The 19,354-nt window shown below is 71.0% G+C and carries 17 protein-coding genes and 1 tRNA gene; 4 read left to right on the top strand and 14 right to left on the bottom strand.

Features of this window, described 5'->3' with window-relative positions:
* The first annotated feature begins 255 nt into the window (after positions 1-255).
* Complete coding sequence (locus NRY95_13485; GenBank protein ID UYC14747.1) at positions 256-2,172, top strand: CocE/NonD family hydrolase; 1,917 nt, start codon at positions 256-258, stop codon at positions 2,170-2,172.
* A 376-nt stretch (positions 2,173-2,548) separates the two neighbouring features.
* Here the strand turns inward: NRY95_13485 and NRY95_13480 are convergent.
* The 4 genes from NRY95_13480 to NRY95_13465 form a co-directional block, all read right to left on the bottom strand.
* Positions 2,549-2,625 (bottom strand) — tRNA-Pro (locus NRY95_13480).
* A gap of 60 nt (positions 2,626-2,685) precedes the next feature.
* Positions 2,686-2,796 carry a cytochrome bd-I oxidase subunit CydX gene (gene cydX, locus NRY95_13475; GenBank protein UYC14746.1) on the bottom strand — a complete coding sequence of 37 codons (111 nt, stop codon included), beginning with the start codon at positions 2,794-2,796 and terminating at the stop codon, positions 2,686-2,688.
* Positions 2,797-2,830: 34 nt separating this feature from the next.
* Entirely contained in the window at positions 2,831-3,982 is a 1,152-nt protein-coding gene (gene cydB, locus NRY95_13470; protein UYC14745.1) for a cytochrome d ubiquinol oxidase subunit II, read from the bottom strand.
* A gap of 19 nt (positions 3,983-4,001) precedes the next feature.
* Positions 4,002-5,591, bottom strand: coding sequence for a cytochrome ubiquinol oxidase subunit I (locus NRY95_13465; GenBank protein UYC14744.1), 1,590 nt, complete (start codon positions 5,589-5,591; stop codon positions 4,002-4,004).
* A 201-nt stretch (positions 5,592-5,792) separates the two neighbouring features.
* Here NRY95_13465 and NRY95_13460 point away from each other — a divergent pair, with 201 nt between their 5' ends.
* Together NRY95_13460 and cydC are read left to right on the top strand one after the other, a co-directional pair.
* The gene (locus NRY95_13460) at positions 5,793-7,706 is read left to right on the top strand and encodes an ATP-binding cassette domain-containing protein (protein UYC14743.1); all 1,914 of its coding nucleotides are present in this window, start codon (positions 5,793-5,795) and stop codon (positions 7,704-7,706) included.
* The gene (gene cydC, locus NRY95_13455) at positions 7,703-9,379 is read left to right on the top strand and encodes a thiol reductant ABC exporter subunit CydC (GenBank protein UYC14742.1); all 1,677 of its coding nucleotides are present in this window, start codon (positions 7,703-7,705) and stop codon (positions 9,377-9,379) included. Before NRY95_13460 ends, cydC begins: the two co-directional genes overlap by 4 nt.
* Positions 9,380-9,709: 330 nt before the next feature.
* On the opposite strand, the gene NRY95_13450 is transcribed toward cydC, so the two are convergent.
* The 10 genes from NRY95_13450 to ccmA all read right to left on the bottom strand — a co-directional run bounded on the left by NRY95_13450 (position 9,710) and on the right by ccmA (position 17,934).
* On the bottom strand, positions 9,710-10,822 hold the full coding sequence (locus NRY95_13450) for a homoserine O-acetyltransferase (protein UYC14741.1): 1,113 nt from the start codon (positions 10,820-10,822) through the stop codon (positions 9,710-9,712).
* A 124-nt stretch (positions 10,823-10,946) separates the two neighbouring features.
* Positions 10,947-12,023: a tetratricopeptide repeat protein gene (locus NRY95_13445; GenBank protein ID UYC14740.1), complete on the bottom strand. Its 1,077-nt coding sequence runs from the start codon at positions 12,021-12,023 to the stop codon at positions 10,947-10,949.
* A gap of 4 nt (positions 12,024-12,027) precedes the next feature.
* Entirely contained in the window at positions 12,028-12,474 is a 447-nt protein-coding gene (locus NRY95_13440) for a cytochrome c-type biogenesis protein CcmH (GenBank protein ID UYC14739.1), read from the bottom strand.
* Positions 12,471-13,076 (bottom strand): DsbE family thiol:disulfide interchange protein, encoded by a 606-nt coding sequence (locus NRY95_13435; GenBank protein UYC18588.1) that lies wholly within the window; start codon positions 13,074-13,076, stop codon positions 12,471-12,473. The genes NRY95_13440 and NRY95_13435 overlap by 4 nt, the downstream gene beginning before the upstream one ends.
* Entirely contained in the window at positions 13,073-15,007 is a 1,935-nt protein-coding gene (locus NRY95_13430; GenBank protein UYC14738.1) for a heme lyase CcmF/NrfE family subunit, read from the bottom strand. The genes NRY95_13435 and NRY95_13430 overlap by 4 nt, the downstream gene beginning before the upstream one ends.
* Positions 15,008-15,130: 123 nt before the next feature.
* Positions 15,131-15,583, bottom strand: a complete 453-nt coding sequence (gene ccmE, locus NRY95_13425) for a cytochrome c maturation protein CcmE (protein UYC14737.1) — start codon at positions 15,581-15,583, stop codon at positions 15,131-15,133.
* Positions 15,580-15,753 (bottom strand): heme exporter protein CcmD, encoded by a 174-nt coding sequence (locus NRY95_13420; protein ID UYC14736.1) that lies wholly within the window; start codon positions 15,751-15,753, stop codon positions 15,580-15,582. Before NRY95_13420 ends, ccmE begins: the two co-directional genes overlap by 4 nt.
* Positions 15,750-16,499, bottom strand: coding sequence for a heme ABC transporter permease CcmC (gene ccmC / locus NRY95_13415; GenBank protein UYC14735.1), 750 nt, complete (start codon positions 16,497-16,499; stop codon positions 15,750-15,752). Before ccmC ends, NRY95_13420 begins: the two co-directional genes overlap by 4 nt.
* A 95-nt stretch (positions 16,500-16,594) precedes the next feature.
* Complete coding sequence (gene ccmB, locus NRY95_13410) at positions 16,595-17,290, bottom strand: heme exporter protein CcmB (GenBank protein ID UYC14734.1); 696 nt, start codon at positions 17,288-17,290, stop codon at positions 16,595-16,597.
* Positions 17,287-17,934, bottom strand: a complete 648-nt coding sequence (ccmA, locus tag NRY95_13405; GenBank protein ID UYC14733.1) for a heme ABC exporter ATP-binding protein CcmA — start codon at positions 17,932-17,934, stop codon at positions 17,287-17,289. Before ccmA ends, ccmB begins: the two co-directional genes overlap by 4 nt.
* Before the next feature lie 219 nt (positions 17,935-18,153).
* Here ccmA and NRY95_13400 point away from each other — a divergent pair, with 219 nt between their 5' ends.
* Positions 18,154-19,302, top strand: a complete 1,149-nt coding sequence (locus tag NRY95_13400) for a pyridoxal phosphate-dependent aminotransferase (protein UYC14732.1) — start codon at positions 18,154-18,156, stop codon at positions 19,300-19,302.
* The last annotated feature ends 52 nt before the right edge of the window (positions 19,303-19,354 follow it).

The following is a 19,354-nucleotide window of genomic DNA, read 5'->3' as shown; positions in this document are numbered from 1 at the left end:
GCCGTGCGCGCTGCAGGGAAGCCATTGCGGGCGGTTTCCGGTGCGCTTGCGCGGATGGCGTCGCGCATGTCCGCAACCGCCCGCGGCGCTGGCGGCAGCCTGGCCGGTCTCATGGCGGATGCCGCCATGCGCGTGTCCTGGCGCGCACGCGTCGCGACCGCGGATGGACACGCGCGACCGCCTGCGGCGCGTGCCGACACTTCCGTACGGGCCGCGGTTGCGCCTACAGTCGCGGTCTCACTGTCCGGAGGTTCCATGCGTCCCATCGCCGCCCGCTTGCTCGTCACCGTGATTGCCGCCGCGCTGGCCGCCGCCGCCCAGGCGCAGACCGCGCCGATGACGCCCGACATCACCGGCAAGGCCTTCGTCGCGCCGACCGAGGCCAACGACTACGTCAAGCGCGAGGTGATGATCCCGATGCGCGACGGGGTCAAGCTGCACACCGTGATCGTGCTGCCCAAGGGCGCGCAGCATGCGCCGATGCTGCTGACGCGCACGCCCTACGACGCCAGCGGCCGCGCCAGCCGGCTGGCCTCGCCGCACATGCGCGACCTGTTGCCGCAGGGCGACGAGGTGTTCGTCGATGGCGGCTACATCCGCGTGTTCCAGGACATCCGCGGCAAGTACGGCTCCGAGGGCGACTACGTGATGACCCGGCCGCTGCGCGGGCCGCTCAACGGCAGCAAGGTCGACCACGCCACCGACGCCTGGGACACCATCGACTGGCTGGTCAAGAACGTGCACGAGTCCAACGGCAAGGTCGGCATGATCGGCTCGTCCTACGAAGGCTTCACCGTGGTCATGGCGCTGACCGATCCGCATCCGGCGCTGAAGGTGGCCGCGCCGGAAAGCCCGATGATCGACGGCTGGATGGGCGACGACTGGCTCAACTACGGCGCCTTCCGCCAGGTCAACTTCGACTACTTCACCGGCCAGCTGACCCAGCGCGGCAAGGGCAGCGGCATCCCGCGCCACGGCCACGACGACTACAGCAACTTCCTGCGCGCCGGCTCGGCCGGCGACTACGCCAAGGCCGCGGGCCTGGAGCAGTTGCCGTGGTGGCACAAGCTCACCGAGCACCCGGCCTACGACAGCTTCTGGCAGCAGCAGGCGCTGGACAAGGTCATGGCGCGCACCCCGCTGAAGGTGCCGACGATGTGGCTGCAGGGCCTGTGGGACCAGGAGGACATGTGGGGCGCGATCCACAGCTACCAGGCGATGGAGCCGCGCGATGCCGGCAACGACAGGAACTACCTGGTGATGGGGCCGTGGCGACACAGCCAGGTCAACTACGACGGCTCGGCGCTGGGCGCGCTGAAGTTCGACGGCGACACCGCGCTGCAGTTCCGCCGCGACGTGCTCAAGCCGTTCTTCGACCAGTACCTGGTCGATGGCGCGGCCAAGGCCGACACGCCGCCGGTGTTCATCTACAACACCGGCGAGAACCACTGGGATCGCCTGCAGAGCTGGCCGCGCAGCTGCGCGCAGGGCTGCGCGGCGCGCAGCAGGCCGCTGTACCTGGCCGCCGGCGGCACGCTGTCGTTCGACGCGCCGGTGGCCGGGCAGGGCGACTACGAGGAGTACGTGTCCGACCCGGCCAAGCCGGTGCCGTTCGTGCCGCGCCCGGTCGATTTCGGCGATCGCGACATGTGGACCACCTGGCTGGTGCACGACCAGCGTTTCGTCGACGGCCGCCCCGACGTGCTGACCTTCGTCAGCGAACCGCTGGATGCGCCGCTCAGCATCGCCGGCGTGCCCGAGGTGCACCTGCAGGCCTCCACCAGCGGCAGCGACAGCGACTGGGTGGTGAAGCTGATCGACGTGTATCCGGACGAAATGGCTTCCGATCCGAAGCTGGGCGGCTACGAACTGGCGGTGTCGATGGCGATCTTCCGCGGCCGCTACCGCGAGAGTTTCGAAACGCCCAGGCCGATCGCGCCGAACCAGCCGCTGGCGTACACGTTCGGCCTGCCCACCGCCAACCACACCTTCCAGCGCGGCCACCGGGTGATGGTGCAGGTGCAGTCCAGCCTGTTCCCGCTGTACGACCGCAACCCGCAGACCTACGTGCCCAACATCTACTTCGCCAAGCCGGGCGATTACCAGAAGGCCACGCAGCGCATCTGGCACACGCCGCAGCAGGCGAGCTACATCAGTCTGCCGGTGCGCTGAGCGCGTCGTCCGCGGCGCGCGAGGGGCCGCCGCGGCCTTTCTCGGCAGTGATGCAGCAGCGCACGGATGCGCGTCGCATGCGTCGCGCACGCCATGCCGGTGTTGCATCGCGCTAGATCCAATCCGGCAGCAGGCATGCGCCGCCGAGGCGGTGCCTGCCGCGAGTCGGACATGCCTGCATGGGCCTGCACGATCGGATGGAGTGGAGGCATCGAGCGTCAGCCCGCCCGGCGGTGCGGGCGCGATGTCGGCCTCGGATCGCGGCAGCCGAGGCCACTGTCACCCCGAGCGCGCAGCGCAAGCGCGCGGCGCCATGCCGCAGACACAAAAAAACCCGGAAAACGTTGGTTTTCCAGGCTTCTTGTGACCGTGAAACTGGTCGGGGAGACAGGATTCGAACCTGCGACCTCTACGTCCCGAACGTAGCGCTCTACCAGACTGAGCTACACCCCGAAGGAGCCGCACATGATACGGGGGTCACCCGCATTCGGCAAGATCCTTTGCGAAAAAATTTCAGTCCTTGACGTCAGGGGCGGCGCCCTCGCGTGCCTCGAACCACATGCCGTTGAGGATGGCGGCGGTGGAGGCCAGGCCGACACCGAGAATCCAGGCGAAATACCACATGGTGCAAACTCCTATGCGATCGGGGTGAACGCGCTCAGTACGCGTTGGGGTTGTCGTCCAGCGATTCGGCGGTGACCTTGCCCTTCAGCACCCGGTACACCCAGGTGGTGTAGCCGAGCACGATCGGCAGGAACAGCACCGTGGCCAGCAGCATGATCCACAGGGTCAGGTGGCTGCTGGAGGCGTCCCACACGGTCAGGCTGGAGCCGGGCTGGCTGGAGGAGGGCAGCAGGAACGGGAAGATCGCAAAGCCGACGGTGAGGATGATGCCGGCGATGGCCGCGCCCGAGGCGATGAAGGCCAGGCCGCCGCGCCGCTTGCGCAGCAGCACCGCGCTCAGCAGCAGGCCGAGCAGGCCGGCCGCCGGCGCCAGTGCGGTCAGCGGCATCGCCTGGTAGTTGTGCATCCAGCCGCCGACCTCGCCGAGCACCGCGGTCTTCAGCAGCGGGTTGGTGGCGCCGTCGGTGACCACCGGCGAGGTCACCGCGTAGCCGGGCAGGCCCAGCGCCACCCACACGCCGCCGGCGGCGAACAGCGCGCAGGCCAGCAGCGCCGCCACGCTGCCGTAGCGGGCCGCGCGCTCGGCCACCGGGCCGTCGGTCTTCAGCACCAGCATCGCCGCGCCGTGCGCCACCAGCATGCTCACGCTGAGCAGGCCGGCGAGCAGCGCGAACGGCATCAGCAGACCGAAGAAACTGCCGGTGTAGAACACCCGCAGGGTGTCGTCGAAATGGAACGGCACGCCCAGCACCACGTTGCCCACCGCCACGCCCATGATCAGCGCCGGGATGACGCCGCCGACGAACAGCGCCCAGTCCCAGCCGTTGCGCCAGCGCTGGCTGGGCAGCTTGCCGCGGAACTTGAACCCGACCGGGCGCAGGATCAGCGCGAACAGGATCACGAACATGGCCAGGTAGAAGCCGGAGAAGCTGACCGCGTACAGCGGCGGCCAGGCGGCGAAGATCGCGCCGCCGCCGAGCACCAGCCAGACCTGGTTGCCCTCCCAGACCGGGCCGATGGTGTTGACCACCAGCCGGCGTTCGGCGTCGTTCCTGGCCACGAACGGCAGCAGCGCGCCGACGCCCAGGTCGAAACCGTCCATCACCGCGAAACCGATCAGCAGGATGCCGAGCAGCAGCCACCAGATCACGCGCAGCGTGGTGTAGTCCAATGCAATGAAGTCCATCGTCATTCTCCTGCCGGGATCAGAGTTGACCGGCGGCCGCAGGGGCGGCAAGGGGCGCGGCGGGGCGCGGGGTCGGCTGCAGCAGCGCGGGCAGATCGTCCGGGCCCTTGCGGATCGCCTTGAGCATCAGCTTGATCTCGATGACCAGCAGCGTGGTGTAGATCGCCACGAAGCCGGCCAGGGTGATCAGGATCTCGTGCAGGGCCAGGCCGGAGGCGGCGTAGAACGTCGGCAGCACGCCTTCCACCGCCCACGGCTGGCGGCCGTACTCGGCCACGAACCAGCCGCATTCGATCGCGATCCACGGCGCCGGCAGGGTCCACAGCGCCAGCGTCAGGAACCAGCGCTTGTGCTCGAAGGTGTGCTTGCACGAGAACCACATCGCGGCGATGAAGAAGGCGATCAGGTAGAAGCCCAGGCCGGCCATGACCCGGAACGTCCAGAACAGCGGCAGCACGCGCGGCACGGTGTCGAGCGCGGCCTTGGAGATTTCTTCCGGCGTGGCATTGAGGATGTCGTCGCGGTAGCGCTTGAGCAGCAGGCCATGGCCCAGGTCCTGCCAGTGGCGGTCGAACACCTCGCGCGCCTGCACGTCGTTGCGGTCGGCCTTGAGCCGTTGCAGCGCGCCGTAGGCGATCTGGCCGCCGCGGATGCGGTGTTCGGCGCGGCCGACCAATTCCAGGATGCCGGGAATCGGCGTGTCCAGCGAGCGCGTGGCGACCAGGCCCATCAGGTACGGCACCTTGATCGCGTAGTCGTTCTTGCCGGTGGCCTGGTTGGGGATGCCGAAGGCGGTGAAGTCGGCCGGCGCCTGCTCGGTCTCCCACATCGCCTCGATCGCGGCCAGCTTCATCTTCTGGTGTTCGTTGGCGGCGTAGCCGCTCTCGTCGCCGAGCACCACCACCGACAGCGAGGACGCCAGGCCGAACGCGGCGGCCACCGCGAACGAGCGCCGGGCGATGTCGCGGTGCGTGCCGCGCAGCAGGAACAGCGCGCTGATCGACATCACGAACACCGCGCCGGTGACGTAGCCGGCGCTGACCGTGTGCACGAACTTGGCCTGCGCCACCGGGTTGAACACCACCGCCATGAAATCGACCACTTCCATGCGCATCGTGTCCGGGTTGAACACCGCGCCGGTCGGGTTCTGCATCCAGCCGTTGGCGATCAGGATCCACACCGCCGACAGGTTGGTGCCCAGCGCCATCAGCCAGGTCACCATCAGGTGCTTGACCGGCGAGAGCTTGTTCCAGCCGAAGAAGAACAGGCCGATGAAGGTGGCTTCCAGGAAGAACGCCATCAGCCCCTCGATCGCCAGCGGCGCGCCGAAGATGTCGCCGACGTAGTGGCTGTAGTACGACCAGTTCATGCCGAACTGGAATTCCATCACGATGCCGGTGGCCACGCCCATCGCGAAGTTGATGCCGAACAGCACGCCCCAGAACAGCGCCATGCGCCGCCAGACCTCCTTGCGGGTCATGACGAACACGCTCTCCATGATCGCGATCATGAACGACAGGCCGAGGGTGAGCGGAACGAACAGGAAGTGGTACATCGCGGTCATGGCGAACTGCAGCCGCGACAGCTCTACGACAGTGGTGTCGATCATGGCTGTGCTACCTCGTGGAAAATGCGCATCTGGGTGGCCGGGTGGCGGTAGGTTGAAGGCGATGTTCCGCTTCCATGGCGAGTTCGGCCTTGATTCAGATCAATGTCCGCGCCGGCGGGGATCGGCATCGTGGCGGCACGCGGCGGTCCCGACCGGGATGCCGCCTTACAATGGCGGCCTGTTCGCCGCGCCGAGCCCGTTTTGACCGATCCTGCCGAGTCGTCCGCCGCATCGCCTGCCGAGTCGCCGCACCTGCGGCAGCAACGCGTGCGCTGGCTGGCGTCGCTGGCCAGCGCGGCGCGCGGGCGCCAGCGCGTGGCGGCGCTGGCGATCAGCCTGTCCGGCGCGCTGCTGATCGTGCAGGCCGGCGCTATCGCCTGGTTGCTGCAGGCCTTGCTGGTGGAGGGCGGTGAGCGGCAGCAGGCGCTGCCCGCCTTCGCGCTGCTGGCGCTGATGCTGGTGGTGCGCGCGCTGCTCGGCGCCTGCGCGCAGGGCGCGGCCGGCGATGTCGCCGATGCGGCGAAGGTCGAACTGCGCCGGCGCGTGTACCGGCGCCTGCTGCAGCGCGGCCCGCTGTGGCTGCGCGGCCAACGCAACGGCGAACTGGGCGAATTGCTGCTGGCGCACGGCGATGCGCTGGACGGCTACTACGCCGGCTACCAGCCGGCGCGGCTGGAAGTGAGCGTGGTGCCGCTGCTGATCCTGCTCGCGGTCGGCTGGAGCGACTGGGTGGTGGGCCTGCTGTTGCTGTTCACCGCGCCGTTGGTGCCGATCTTCATGATGCTGGTGGGCTGGGGCGCCGAAGCCGCCGGCCGCCGCCAGCTGCGCGAGCTGGCGCGGATGGGCGGGCATTTCGCCGACCGGCTCAAGGGCCTGGGCCTGCTGCGCCTGTACGGCCGCGGCGAGGACGAACTGCGCGGCATCGCCGCCGCCGCCGAGGGCGTGCGCGAACGCACCCTGAAAGTGCTGCGTATCGCCTTCCTGTCCTCGACCGTGCTCGAGTTCTTCGCCTCGGTCAGCGTGGCGATGGTGGCGATGTACCTGGGCCTGAGCTACCTGGGCATGATCGCGCTGCACGCGGTGGTGCCGAGCCTGGGCGTGGGCGTGTTCTGCCTGCTGCTGGCGCCGGAGTTCTACGCGCCGCTGCGGCGCCTGGCCGCGCACTATCACGACCGCGCCAATGCGCTGGCGGCGGCGGCCGAGGTGGAACGCCTGCTTGGCGAGTTGCCGGATGCGGCGGCATCGGTGGCACTGCCTGAGGCGTCGCTCGCTGCGGCCACGCCGCCGCCTGCGACGTTGGGGCCAGTGTCGCCTGCGCTGCCTGCTTCTGCGACGCCTGCAGCGCCTGGTGAGCCCACAATGCCCACATCGCCTGCAGCGTCCGCAGTGCCTGCAACGCCCGCGATGCTTGCAGTGCCAGCAGTCCCTGCAGTGCGCACGGCGATGGCGGCGCCAGCGGCTCATGAGCAGACGCTGCTGCGCGCCGAGGGCCTGACGCTGCGCCCGCAAGGCGCGCGCTGCGATGCGCTGCGCGATCTGTCCTTCAGCCTGCAGCCCGGCCAGCGCCTGGCCCTGGTCGGACCCAGCGGCAGCGGCAAGAGCACGCTGCTCGAAGCGCTGGCCGGCTGGCTGCCGCCGCGCGCCGGCAGCCTGCAACTGCGGCCCGGCTTGCGCGTCGGCTACGCCGGGCAACGTCCGTACCTGTTCCACGGCAGCATCGCCGACAACCTGCGCCTGGCCGCGCCGCAGGCCAGCGTCGCGCAACTGCAGGCCGCGGCCGAGGCGGCGCAGGTCATGCGCTTCGCCGCGCGGTTGCCGTTGGGCCTGGACACCATGATCGGCGAACGCGGCTTCGGCCTGTCCGGCGGCGAGGCGCGGCGCATCGGCCTGGCGCGGTTGCTGCTGCGCGATCCGGAACTGTGGCTGCTCGACGAACCCACCGCCTTCCTCGATCCGGACACCGAGGCCGAACTGCTGCGCAGCCTGGCCGCCTTCAGCCACGGCCGCGGCGTGATCGTCGCCACCCACAGCGAGGCGGCGATGCGCTGGGCCGACAGCGTGCTGCGGCTGCCGGCGCGCGTGGCGGTGGACGACGCGATCGGAGCCGCGCCATGAGCGGCCCGGCGCGCGACGACCTGCGCAGCGTGTTCGGCCGCCACTCCGGCCGCCTGCTGCTGACCGCGCTGCTGCTGTCGTGCACGATGCTGGCCGGGGTCGGCCTGCTCGGCCTGTCCGGCGGCTTCCTGACCGCCGCGGCGCTGGCCGGCGTGGCCGGCATGGGCAGCGGCTTCAACTTCTTCTCGCCCTCGGCCGGCATCCGCGCGCTGACCTTCGCCCGCATCGCCTCGCGCTACGGCGAAAAGCTGGTCGGCCACGACGCCACCTTGCGCATCGCCCGCGACCTGCGCGTGTGGTTCTTCCGCCGCGCGCTGCCGCTGGCGCCGGCCAGGCTCGGCGCCAGCCGCACCGGCGAACTGCTGGCGCGCCTGATGTCCGATATCGGCGAGGTCGACGGGCTCGTGGTACGCGCCTTGGGGCCGCTGGTCGCCTTGCTTGGCATCGGCGTGGCCGGCGTGGCCGCGGCAGCCGCGATCTACTGGCCGGCGGCGTTGGTGCTGGCAGTGCTGGCGCTGGCGATCGGCGCCGGCGTGCCGTGGGTGGTCGCGCGCGGCGGCCGCATCCGCGAGCAGCGCCGCGCGCAGCAGCGCGAGACGCTGCGCACGCTGGCCTACGAAGGCCTGGAAGGCGCCGCCGACCTGGCCGCGCTGGACGCGCAGGCCGACTGGATCGCGCGCGTGGACGCCAGTGCGCACGAGCTGCGCGCGCAGGACCGCCGGCAGCGGCAGCGCCTGATCGGCGGCAATGCGTTGCACGCGCTGTGCGCCGCGCTGGGTTTGCTGGCGATGCTGTGGCTGGCGCTGGGCGCGGCGCGGGCCGAGCTGATCGGCGCCGAGCAGGCGGCCGGGCTGATCTTCCTGACCGTGGCCCTGCTCGAGGTCTGGGCCGGCGCCGGCCTGGCCTGGCAGGCGCTGCAGTCCGGACGCGTCGCCGCGCAGCGGCTGCAGGCGATCGCCGGGCAGGGCGCGCCGGTCGCCGACCGCGCGCAGCCGCAGCCGTTGCCCGCCTCCGGCGACGTGCAGTTCGACGCGGTCGCCTTCGCCTGGCCCGGCCAGACCCGGCACGTGCTCGACGGCATCGACCTGCGCATCGCGCCGGGCGAGCGCGTGGCCATCTGCGGCGACAGCGGCAGCGGCAAGACCACCTTGTCGGCGCTGCTGCTGCGCTTGTGGGATCCGCAGCAGGGCAGTGTCCGTTATGCCGGCGTGGACCTGCGCGAGCTGGCCCAGGAACAGTGGCACCAGCGCATCGCCTGGCTGCCGCAAGGCGCGCCGGTGTTCGCCGGCAGCGTGCGCGACAACCTGCGCCTGGGCGCGATCGATGCCGACGACGCCACCTTGCAGCGCGCGCTGGCCGACGTGCGCCTGGACGCGTGGCTGCACGAAGTCGGCGGCCTGGATGCCTGGCTGGGCGAGAACGGCGCGACCATGTCCGCCGGCCAGGCGCGGCGCCTGGCCCTGGCCCGCGCGCTGCTGCGCAACGCGCCGCTGCTGGTGCTGGACGAACCCACCGAAGGCCTGGATGTGGACACCGCGCAGGCCTTGCTGCGCGACCTGACCAGCGCGCTCGGCCAGCGCAGCCTGCTGCTGATCAGCCACGACGCGCTGCCGGAGGGCGTGGTGCATACGCGCTACCGCTTGCAGCAGGGGCGGTTGCAGGCCGAGCCGTAGCATCGCGGGCAGCGCCGACGATGATCGGAGCGGCGCATGCGCTGAGGGTGGATGCAGTCGGGACTGAAGTCCCTCCCACAAGGGCGGCACATGTCGGACTGAAGCCCGCTCACAAAGCATCCAGCTCCTGCGCGTGCAGCAGCCTTCCTGTGGGAGCGACTTCAGGGCACCTCTAATAACCTCGATTCTAAAAATTTCGCACTATGCGCATCAATGACTTGCGAGCGTTTTAGTCGAGTTTTTTGGGGTTATTAGAGGTGCCCTTCAGTCGCGACGAACGTAGCGGTGACGCATCCGCCTGCGCGCAACGACGCAGCGCGCCGCGACCGCCTACAGCGCGTCCAGGAACCCCTTCACCGCCGGCCCGAAGCGCGCGAAATCGACCAGGAACGCATCGTGTCCCTGCGGCGAGTCCAGGCCCAGGAACTGCGCCTCGGCGCCGCCGGCGCGCAGGCCGTCGGCGATCTGCTGCTGCTGTTGCACCGGGAACAGGATGTCGGTGTTGGCGCCGATCGCCAGCGCGCGTTCGACGCGGATCGTCGCCAGTCCGGCGAGCACGTCGCCGCCGGCGTATTCGGCCAGGTCGAACCAGTCCATCGAGCGGCTCAGGTACAGATAGCAGTTCGGATCGAAGCGGCGCACGAAGCGCCGCGCGTGGCCTTCCAGATAGCTTTCGACCTGGAATTCCAGGCCGAACGGATCGTCGTCGGCCTGGTCCGAATCCAGCCGCACGCGGCCGAAGCGGCCATCCCATTCCAGTGCCGAACGGTAGGTGATGACGCCCAGCTTGCGCGCCATGCGCATGCCCGACTCGGGATAGGTGGCCTCGTCGTAGTCGCCGCCGTTCCAGTTCGGATCCAGGCGGATCGCCTCGCGCTGCAGCGAGCGGATCGCGATCGAGAACGGCAAGGCCTGCGCGCTGCCGGAGATGTTGATGTGGCTGCGCGCCAGCCGCGGGTGCCGGCGCAGCAGCGCCAGTGCGGTCATGCCGCCCATCGAGTTGCCGATCACGCACGCCAGCCGCTCGATGCCCAGCGCGCGCACCACGTGCGCGGCGGCGTCGGCGACGTCCTCGATCGACAGTTCCGGGAAGCGCAGGCGATACGGCTGCGCGTCGTCCGGATGCGGCGAGGCCGGGCCGGTCGAGCCCTTGCAGCTGCCCAGCGAATTCACGCAGATCACGAACCAGCGCTGCGTGTCGATCGGCTTGCCGGCGCCGAGCATCGCCTCCCACCAGCCGGGGCTGGGATCGTCGGCATGCGCGGCGGCATGCGCGTCGGGCGACAGGCCGGTGACGATCAGGATCGCGTTGCCGCGGTCCGCCGCCAGCGTGCCCCAGGTCTCGTAGGCGACGCGCGCATCGCGCAGCTGGCCGCCGCGCTTCATCGGGAACGGCGAGGGCAGGGCGAGGAAGCGGCTGCCGGGAGGAATGAATTCGGTCATGCGCCGATTCTAGCCGTGCCGCAGCGGACGCGGCGTGCGTGCGGCGTAGCGAAGGAAAAGGAAGATGCGAAGACGAAGCGCGCAATGGCCAGCGCTCCTACAGGAAAAATCCGCGTGGGCTGCCTCACGGCTTCCCGATCACCAACTCCACCGGTGTCGCCGTCGGCAGCGTCACCGTCACCGGTGCCGATTCCAGGTCGCCTTCCTGGCGCATCGCGTTGCCGCTGTTGGAGAGCCGCGCCAGCACCTGCACCTGCTTGAGTTGCGACAGCTTCTGCGTCGGCATCGGGCTGTCGCTGTCGCTCAGGGTCACGCGCAGCGGCAGCGATTGCAGCGCATGTTTCTGCACCGCGACCGGCATCGGCGGGCCGCCGGGCACGCGTGCGATGACGAACACGCTGGCGTCGCCGCGCAGGCGCACGCGTGCGGCGAATCCTGGATCCAGCGACACCGCAACGGTGAGCGTGCCGGCAGCGGCGGGTGCCGACGCGGCGCTGGGGTTCGGCGCGGCCATTGCGCTTGCCGCGGCCGTCGCCGTTGCGGCTGGCACAGCGGCGGGCAGCGCCGGCAACCCGGCATCGGCGCGCGCGGCGTCGATCTGCGGGCGCAGCGCGGCGGCGGTGGCCGCATCCACGCGCGGCAGCAGCGCCTCCCAGGTCGCCGCGGCCTCGGCGTGCTGGCCGCGCTGGCGCTGCGCGATGCCCAGGAACCAGGCGGCACGCTCGTTGTTCGGTTCGACCTGCAAGGCATGCCGCAGCCAGGCGACGCCTTGCGCGTCGAACTGGCGCTGCGGCGTGGCCAGCGCGCGCGCTTCGGCCGCCTGCACCAGCCACTGCGCTTCGTCCGGCGCCAGCTGCACCGCGCGTGCGAACGCGGCGGCGGCCTCGCCGGGGCGGCCCAGCGACATCTGCGAGCGCGCCAGCAGCGCCCAGCCTTCGGCGCGACCTGGATCCTTGGCCAGCGCCGCCTGCAGCTGCGCCACGCCGTCTTCCAGATTGCGTGGCGCCTCGCGATTCTGCGCCTGCAGCGCGCGCGGCGAGCCGACCAGCGCATACAGCGCGGCGGCGGCCACGCCCAGCGCCAGCGCCGCAACGGCGAGCAGCAGCGTGCCGCCGCGGCCGCGCCGCAACGGCCACAGCACCGCGCCGAACACCAGCGCGGCCAGGACCGCGACGGCGGCATGCATGCCCCAGCTCAGCATCGCCTCACCATTCCTGTTCGTCCTGCGCCGGCGGCGCAGCGCCGGCCGGTGCGCGGCGGCGCACGATCCAGACCAGGCCCAGTGCGCCGGCGCCGAGCAGCAGCAACGGCCCGAACCACAGCAGCCAGGTGCGCGCTTCCACCTGCGGCCGGTACAGCACGAACTCGCCGTAGCGATCGACCAGGAAGCGCTTGATCTGCGCGTCCGAACGCCCCTGCTGCATCAGTTGCAGCACTTCGCGGCGCAGGTCCAGCGCGATCTGCGCATGCGAGTCGGCCAGCGACTGGTTCTGGCACTGCACGCAGCGCAGTTCGGCGGTCAGTGCATGGAAGCGCGCTTCCTCGGCCGCGGAGCGGTACGCCAGCGGGGTCGGGTCGGCCACCGGCTGCGCGCCGGCGTGCCCGGCGCACGCCAGCAGCACCAGCAGCAGCGCGAGCCAACGGCGCGTCACGGTGCGGCCCGGCCCTGCCTGGCGGTCGGCGCGTCGCGTTCGGCCTGCAGCAGCGCCGGCAGCAGTTCGTCCCGCACGATCTGGTCGGTCAACGCACCGGAATGCTTCCAGCGCACCACGCCGCGCGCGTCGACCAGGAAGGTCTCCGGCGCCGCGGCCACTCCCCAGTCGATCGCGGTGCGTCCGTCCGGATCGAACAGCACCACGAAGAACGGATTGCCCAACTGCTCCAGCCAGTGCAGCGCGTCTTCGCGGGTGTCCTTCCAGTCGTAGCCGATCACCCGCACGCGCTTGGTCAGCGCGAAGCGGGTCAGCACCGGGTGTTCCTCGCGGCAGGTGGCGCACCAGCTGCCCCACACGTTGAGCACATACGGCGCACCGCGCAGTTCGGCGCTGCGCACGCGGAGCGAGGCGTCGTGCAGCACCGGCAGGTCGAACGCCGGCGCCGGCTTGCCGATCAGCGCCGACGGCAGCGCATCGCGATCGGCCACCCCGGAACGTTGCACCGCATAGAACATCAGCGCCAGCAGGCCGAGGAAGAACAGGGCACCGAGCACGATGGCGGGCAGCGGCAGGCGGCGGGGAGCGGGAGCGGACATCAGGATTTCTCCGGGGAACGACGGAAGCGCCGGTCGCCGGCGGTGACGAAGCCGCCCAGCGCCATCAGCGCCGCGCCGAGCCAGATCCAGCGAACGAACGGTTTGACATGCAGGCGCATCGCCCAGGCGTTGCCGCCCAGCGGTTCGCCCAGGGCGATATAGACGTCGCCGAACAGGCCGGGATGGATGCCGGCCTCGCTCAGGCTCTGCCCGCCGCTGGCGTAGACGCGCTTTTCCGGATGCAGCAGCGCCAGCGGACGGTCGTCGCGCAGCACCTGCACGTGCGCGCGTTCGGACAGATAGTTGGGGCCGCGGATCTGGTCCAGGCTCTGGAATTCGAAGCGGTAGCGGCCCATCTGCAGGCTCTGCCCCGGCGCCAGCGCCACTTCGCGTTGCTGGTCCAGCGCTTCCACCAGCAGCGCGCCGGTCAGGAACACCGCGATGCCGGCATGCGCCAGGGTCATGCCCAGCATCTCGGCGGTGAAGCGGCTGCCCTTGAGCTGCAAGCGGCTCCACACGAAGCGCGCGGTGCCGAGCAGCACCCAGGCCGCGCCGGCCACGCCGGCGGCGGTCTTCCACGGTCCCTGCGGGGCCAGGAAGAAACCGAGCACGCCGGCCAGCAGCGCCAGCCCGGCCCACGGCGCCAGCAGCGCCAGCGGCCGCGACGGCTGTTCGCGCTGCCAGCGGGTCAGCGGACCGAACGGCAGCAGCGCCACCAGCGGCGCCATCAGCACCACGAACAGGGTACCGAAGTAGGGCGGGCCGACCGACAGCTTGCCCAGCCCCAGTGCGTCGGCCAGCAGCGGATACAGCGTGCCCAGCAGCACCATCGCGCAGGCGCAGGTCAGCAGCAGGTTGTTGGCCAGCAGCAGGGTCTCGCGCGAGGACGCGGCGAAGCGCTGGCGTGCGTCGCCGGCGCCGGCGCCGAGGCGCCCGCCGCGCAGCGCGTACAGCAGCAGCGCACCGCCGCAGACCAGGCTCAGGAACACCAGGATGAACAGCCCGCGGCCGGGATCGGCGGCGAAGGAGTGCACGCTGGTCAACACGCCCGAGCGCACCAGGAACGTGCCCAGCAGCGACAGCGAGAACGCGGCGATCGCCAGCAGCAGCGTCCACGCGGTGAAGCTGCCGCGCTTTTCGGTCACCGCCTGCGAATGCAGCAGCGCCGCGCCGGCCAGCCACGGCATGAAGCTGGCGTTCTCCACCGGGTCCCAGAACCACCAGCCGCCCCAGCCCAGCTCGTAGTACGCCCACCAGCTGCCCAGCGCGATGCCGATGGTCAGGAAGCCCCAGGCCACGTTGGTCCATGGCCGCGTCCAGCGCAGCCAGCGCGCATCGACATGGCCGTCGAGCAGCGCGGCGATCGCGAACGCGAACGGCACCGCGAAGCCGACGTAGCCCGCGTACAGCAGCGGTGGGTGGATCACCAGGCCCGGATCCTGCAGCAGCGGATTGAGGTCGCGGCCTTCCAGCGGCGCCGGCAGCAGCCGCGCGAACGGGTTGGAGGTGAACAGCAGGAACGCCAGAAACCCCAGGCTGACCAGCGCCAGCGTGCCGATCACCCGCGCCACCACCGGCGCCGGCAGGCTGCGCGAGCACAGCGCCACCGCGCCGGTCCACAGCGCCAGGATCAGCGTCCACAGCAGCAGCGAGCCTTCGTGCGCGCCCCACACCGCCGAATAGCGATAGATCAGCGGCAGCAGCGAGTTGGAGTTCTCGGCCACGTAGGCCACCGAGAAATCCTGCACCAGGAACGCATGGGTCAGCGCCGCGAAGGCGCCGGCGACCAGCGCCAGCTGCGCGAACGCGGCCGGCCGCGCCACCGCCATCCAGCGCGCGTCGCCGCGGTGCGCGCCGGCCAGCGGCACTGCCGCCTGCAGCAGCGCGGCGAGCAGGGCGAGGATCAGCAGGACCTGGCCGAGTTCAGGGAGCATGGGGTGTGCGCCGGGACTCGGGACTCGGGACTCGGGACCCGGAAAAGCGAACGCTCAGGCCGCGCGCGGTCTTGCTGTTACGAGTCCCGAGTCCCGAGTCCCGAGTCCCGCGAAACGCTCCGCTCACCGCGCCGCCTCCGCCACAGCGTGCTTGCGGTGCGCACTGCCCATTTTCTCTTCCAGTTCCTTGGGCATGTAGGTCTCGTCGTGCTTGGCCAGCACGTCCTCGGCCACGAACACGCCGTCGTGCATGCGCCCGGTAGCCACCACCGCCTGGCCTTCGCGGAACAGGTCGGGCAGGATCCGGTCGTAGCTGACGGTCAGCTGCGCATCGCCGTCGGTGACCCGGAACCGCGCCAGCAGCGAACCGGGCGCGCGCTGGAACGAGCCTTTCTCGACCATGCCGCCGAGGCGGAAGCGCGCGTGCTCGCCGGTCTTGCCGGCCAGCACTTCGGCCGGGGTGTACAGATAGGCGGTGTTGCGCTGCAGGGCCATCGCCACCAGCGTGGTGGTCAGGCCGGCGGCCAGCACCAGCAGCATCAACAGCAGCAGGCGGCGCTTGCGTTGCGGGGTCATCGGCTCAGGTCCAGCGTGGCCGGGTCGGGCTTGGGCTGCTGCTTGCGTTGCGCGCGCAGTCGCGCCGCGCGCAAGGCGCCGCGCAGCTGCAGCCGCGCCAGCACGAAGTCGGCGAGCAGCACGCCGGCGAACACCGCATAGGCGCCGACCACGTAGGGCAGGTAGTTCATGCGCGCGTCTCCGCCAGTTTCGCCACCCAGTCCTTGCCCGCCTCGCGACGCAGGTTGTCGGCGCGCGCGCGCGCCAGCAGCGAGCCGGCGAACCAGAACTTGGTCGCCGCCAGCATCAGCCACAGCGGCGGCAGCATGCTCGGGTCCATGCTCGACTGGCCGAACAGGCGGATGGTCTGGCCCTGGTGCAGCGAGTTCCACCACACCACCGAATAGCGGATCACCGGCAGCAGCACCACCCCGACGATGGCCAGCAGCCCGGCCGCGCGCGCGGCGTTGCGGCGGTCCTCGATCGCCAGGTACAGGCCCATCACCCCGATGTACAGGAACAGCAGGATCAGTTCGGTGGTCAGGCGCGGGTCCCAGTCCCACCACGCGCCCCACATCGGCTTGCCCCAGATGCTGCCGGTCAGCAGGGTGATCAGGGTGAAGGCGGCGCCGATCGGCGCGCAGGCCATCGCCAGCACCTCGCACAGCTTGATCCGCCACACCTGCGCGATCGCCGCGTACAGCGCCATCAGCGCGAACACGAACAGGCTCATCCAGGCGCTGGGCACGTGGATGTAGAGGATGCGGAAGGCGTCGCTCTGCAGGCGGTCGGCCGGTACCACGAACAGCGCCTGCCAGATCCCCAGCCCGCCCAGCAGCAGCGCGGCCAGATAGCACCACGGCGTCCAGCGCGCGGCGAAGCGGTCGAAGGCGGGGGGCGAACCGAGTTGGTGGAACCAGCGGACGACGGAGGACATGCGGTCGATTCTAGCGGGCGGGGGGGCTTGCGTCGGTGCGGCGACAGCGGTTCAACAATAGACCAGATGGGACGGCGCGCGCTGCGCCAACAGGCTCAACTCAACGAGATCCGGATCGCCGCCGCCGCCGCCAGCGGCGCCAGCACCAGGCCCAGCACCAGCCCGGCCGCCAGCAGCAGCAGGCCGCCGTCGGGGTCCAGGCCCTGCGCCGCCGCGGCCACGCTGCCGGCGCCGAACACCAGCACCGGCACGTACAGCGGCAGCGCCAGCAGCGCGACCAGGATCCCGGCGCGCTTCATGCTCACCGTCAGCGCCGCCACCACCGCGCCGATCAGGCTCAGCAGCGGCGTGCCGAGCGCCAACGATGCCAGCAGCACCGGCATGCGGTCATGCGGCAGGTGCAGCAATTCGCCGAGCAGCGGGGTGGCCACGATCAGCGGCAGCGCGGTGGTCAGCCAGTGCAGCAGCACCCGCACCAGCACCAGCCAGGCCAGCGGCACCGGCGCCAGCAGCCACTGTTCCAGCGAGCCGTCCTCGGCGTCGCCGCGGAACAGGCTGTCCAGCGCCAGCAGTCCGGCCAGCAGCGCCGCCAGCCACAGCGCGGCGCCGGCGACCTCGCCGAGCAGGCGCGGCTGGTTGCCCAGCGCCAGCGCGAACAGGGCCACGATCAGCAGCGCGAACAGCGCCGGTTGCAGCGCATCGCCGCGGCGCCGCCACAGCAGGCGCAGGTCGCGCAGCAACAGCGCGCGGGTGGCCTGCCACAGCGAGGGCACCGGTGCGGCCAGGCTCATGCGGCCACCCCGCTCAGGCTCAGCATGCGCGTGCGCACCGGCGGCGCGGCGTAGGCGCCATGGGTGGTGACCAGCGCCGCGCCGCCGCTGCGCAGGTGCGCGGCGATCATCCGGTTGACCAGGGTGATGCCGTCCAGGTCGAGGTTGGCGTAGGGCTCGTCGAGCAGCCACAGCGGCGCCGGCGACAGCCACACACGGGCCAGCGCCAGGCGCTTCTTCTGCCCGGCCGACAGCTGCCGCACCAGCGTGTCCTCGTAGCCGGCCAGGCCGACGATGGCCAGCGCGCTGCCCGGCATCTGCTTGGCGCGGCGGCCCTGCAGGCCGCACAGGTAGTGCAGGTTCTCCAGCGTGCTCAGGTCCGCCTTCAGCGCGCCCAGGTGGCCCAGGTAGGCCATGTAGCGCGCGCGGTCGCCGCGGCGCACCGGGCGGCCGTCGATCTCGATGCGCCCGGCCTCGGCGCGCAGCAGCCCGACCAGCACCCGCAGCAGGGTGGTCTTGCCGGCGCCGTTGTCGCCCTGCACCAGCAGCGCCTCGCCCGCGTCCAGATGGAAGTCCAGCGGGCCGAACACGGCGGCGTCGTCGCGGGCGAAGGTGAGCCCGTGCGCGGCCAGCAGCGGCGGCGGGGAATGCAGCGGATCGGTCATCGGCGGAGGGCCGCGCCGGGACGGGCGCGGCGGCAGGTGGTGGGTGCAGGAAGGCGCGCATTGTATCGGCATGCGGCCGCCCGGCGCGGGCGCCGCCGCGGCGACGGCGGCGCCGGCCCAGTGGGCCGCGCGAAGAACGCTGTTTTGCGCGGCGACGACGCATCGCCGGCAAGCGCCTTTGCGTACACTCGACGCTTTCCCGCTCCCGTACCCGGACGCATGCACCCGCAGACCAAGCTGCCCAAGGTGGGCACCACCATCTTCACCGTGATGTCGCAACTGGCCGCCGAGCACGGTGCGGTCAACCTGGGCCAGGGTTTTCCCGACTTCGCCGCGCCGGCGCGGCTGATCGACACGCTCGCCCAGGCGATGCGCGAGGGCCACAACCAGTATCCGCCGATGACCGGGGTGCCGGTGCTGCGCCAGGCGATCGCCGGCAAGGCGCTGCGCTGCTACGGCGCGCAGGTCGATCCGGACACCGAGGTCACGGTGACCAGCGGCGCCACCGAGGCGCTGTTCAACGCCATCCACGCGGTGGTGCGGCCGGGCGAGGAGGTGATCGTGCTGGACCCGGCCTACGACAGCTACGAGCCGGCGATCGACCTGGCCGGCGCGCGTGCGGTGCACGTGCCGCTGGACCCGCAGAGCTTCGCGGTGGACTGGGAGCGGGTGCGCGCGGCGATCACCCCGCGCACGCGGCTGCTGATCCTCAACAGCCCGCACAACCCGTCCGGCGCGATGCTCGGCGCCGACGACCTGCAGGCGGTCGCCGACCTGCTGCGCGGCAGCGACATCTTCCTGATCTCCGACGAGGTCTACGAGCACATCGTGTTCGACGGCCGCCGCCACGAATCGGTGCTGCGCTGGCCGGAACTGCGCCAACGCGCCTTCGTCGTCTCCAGCTTCGGCAAGACCTACCACTGCACCGGCTGGAAGATCGGCTACGCGATCGCGCCGCCGGCGCTGAGCGCCGAATTCCGCAAGGTCCACCAGTACAACACCTTCACCAGCTTCGGCCCGGCCCAGTACGCCTTCGCCGCGATGATCCGCGACGAACCCGAGCACGACGAACAGCTCGGTGCGTTCTACCAGGCCAAGCGCGACCGCTTCCGCGAACAGTTGCTGACCACCCGGCTCAAGCCATTGCCGGTGCCGGGCGGCTACTTCCAGCTGGTCGATTACTCGGCCATCAGCGACCTGCCCGACACCGAGTTCGTGAAGTGGCTGACCATCGAGAAGGGCGTGGCGGCGATCCCGCTGTCGCCGTTCTACCAGACCCCGCCGCCGGGCCAGCGCCTGGCCCGGCTGTGCTTCGCCAAGAACGAAGCGACGCTGGATGCGGCGATTGAGCGATTGCGGCGTCTCTGACGAGCCGTGCCGGGATTCGGGACCGGGGACTCGGGACTCGTAGAATCAAGAG

This window comes from Xanthomonas campestris pv. phormiicola (assembly GCA_025666215.1).
Taxonomy (GTDB): Bacteria; Pseudomonadota; Gammaproteobacteria; order Xanthomonadales; family Xanthomonadaceae; genus Xanthomonas_A; species Xanthomonas_A campestris_A.
This window is presented reverse-complemented; position numbering and strand designations above follow the sequence as displayed.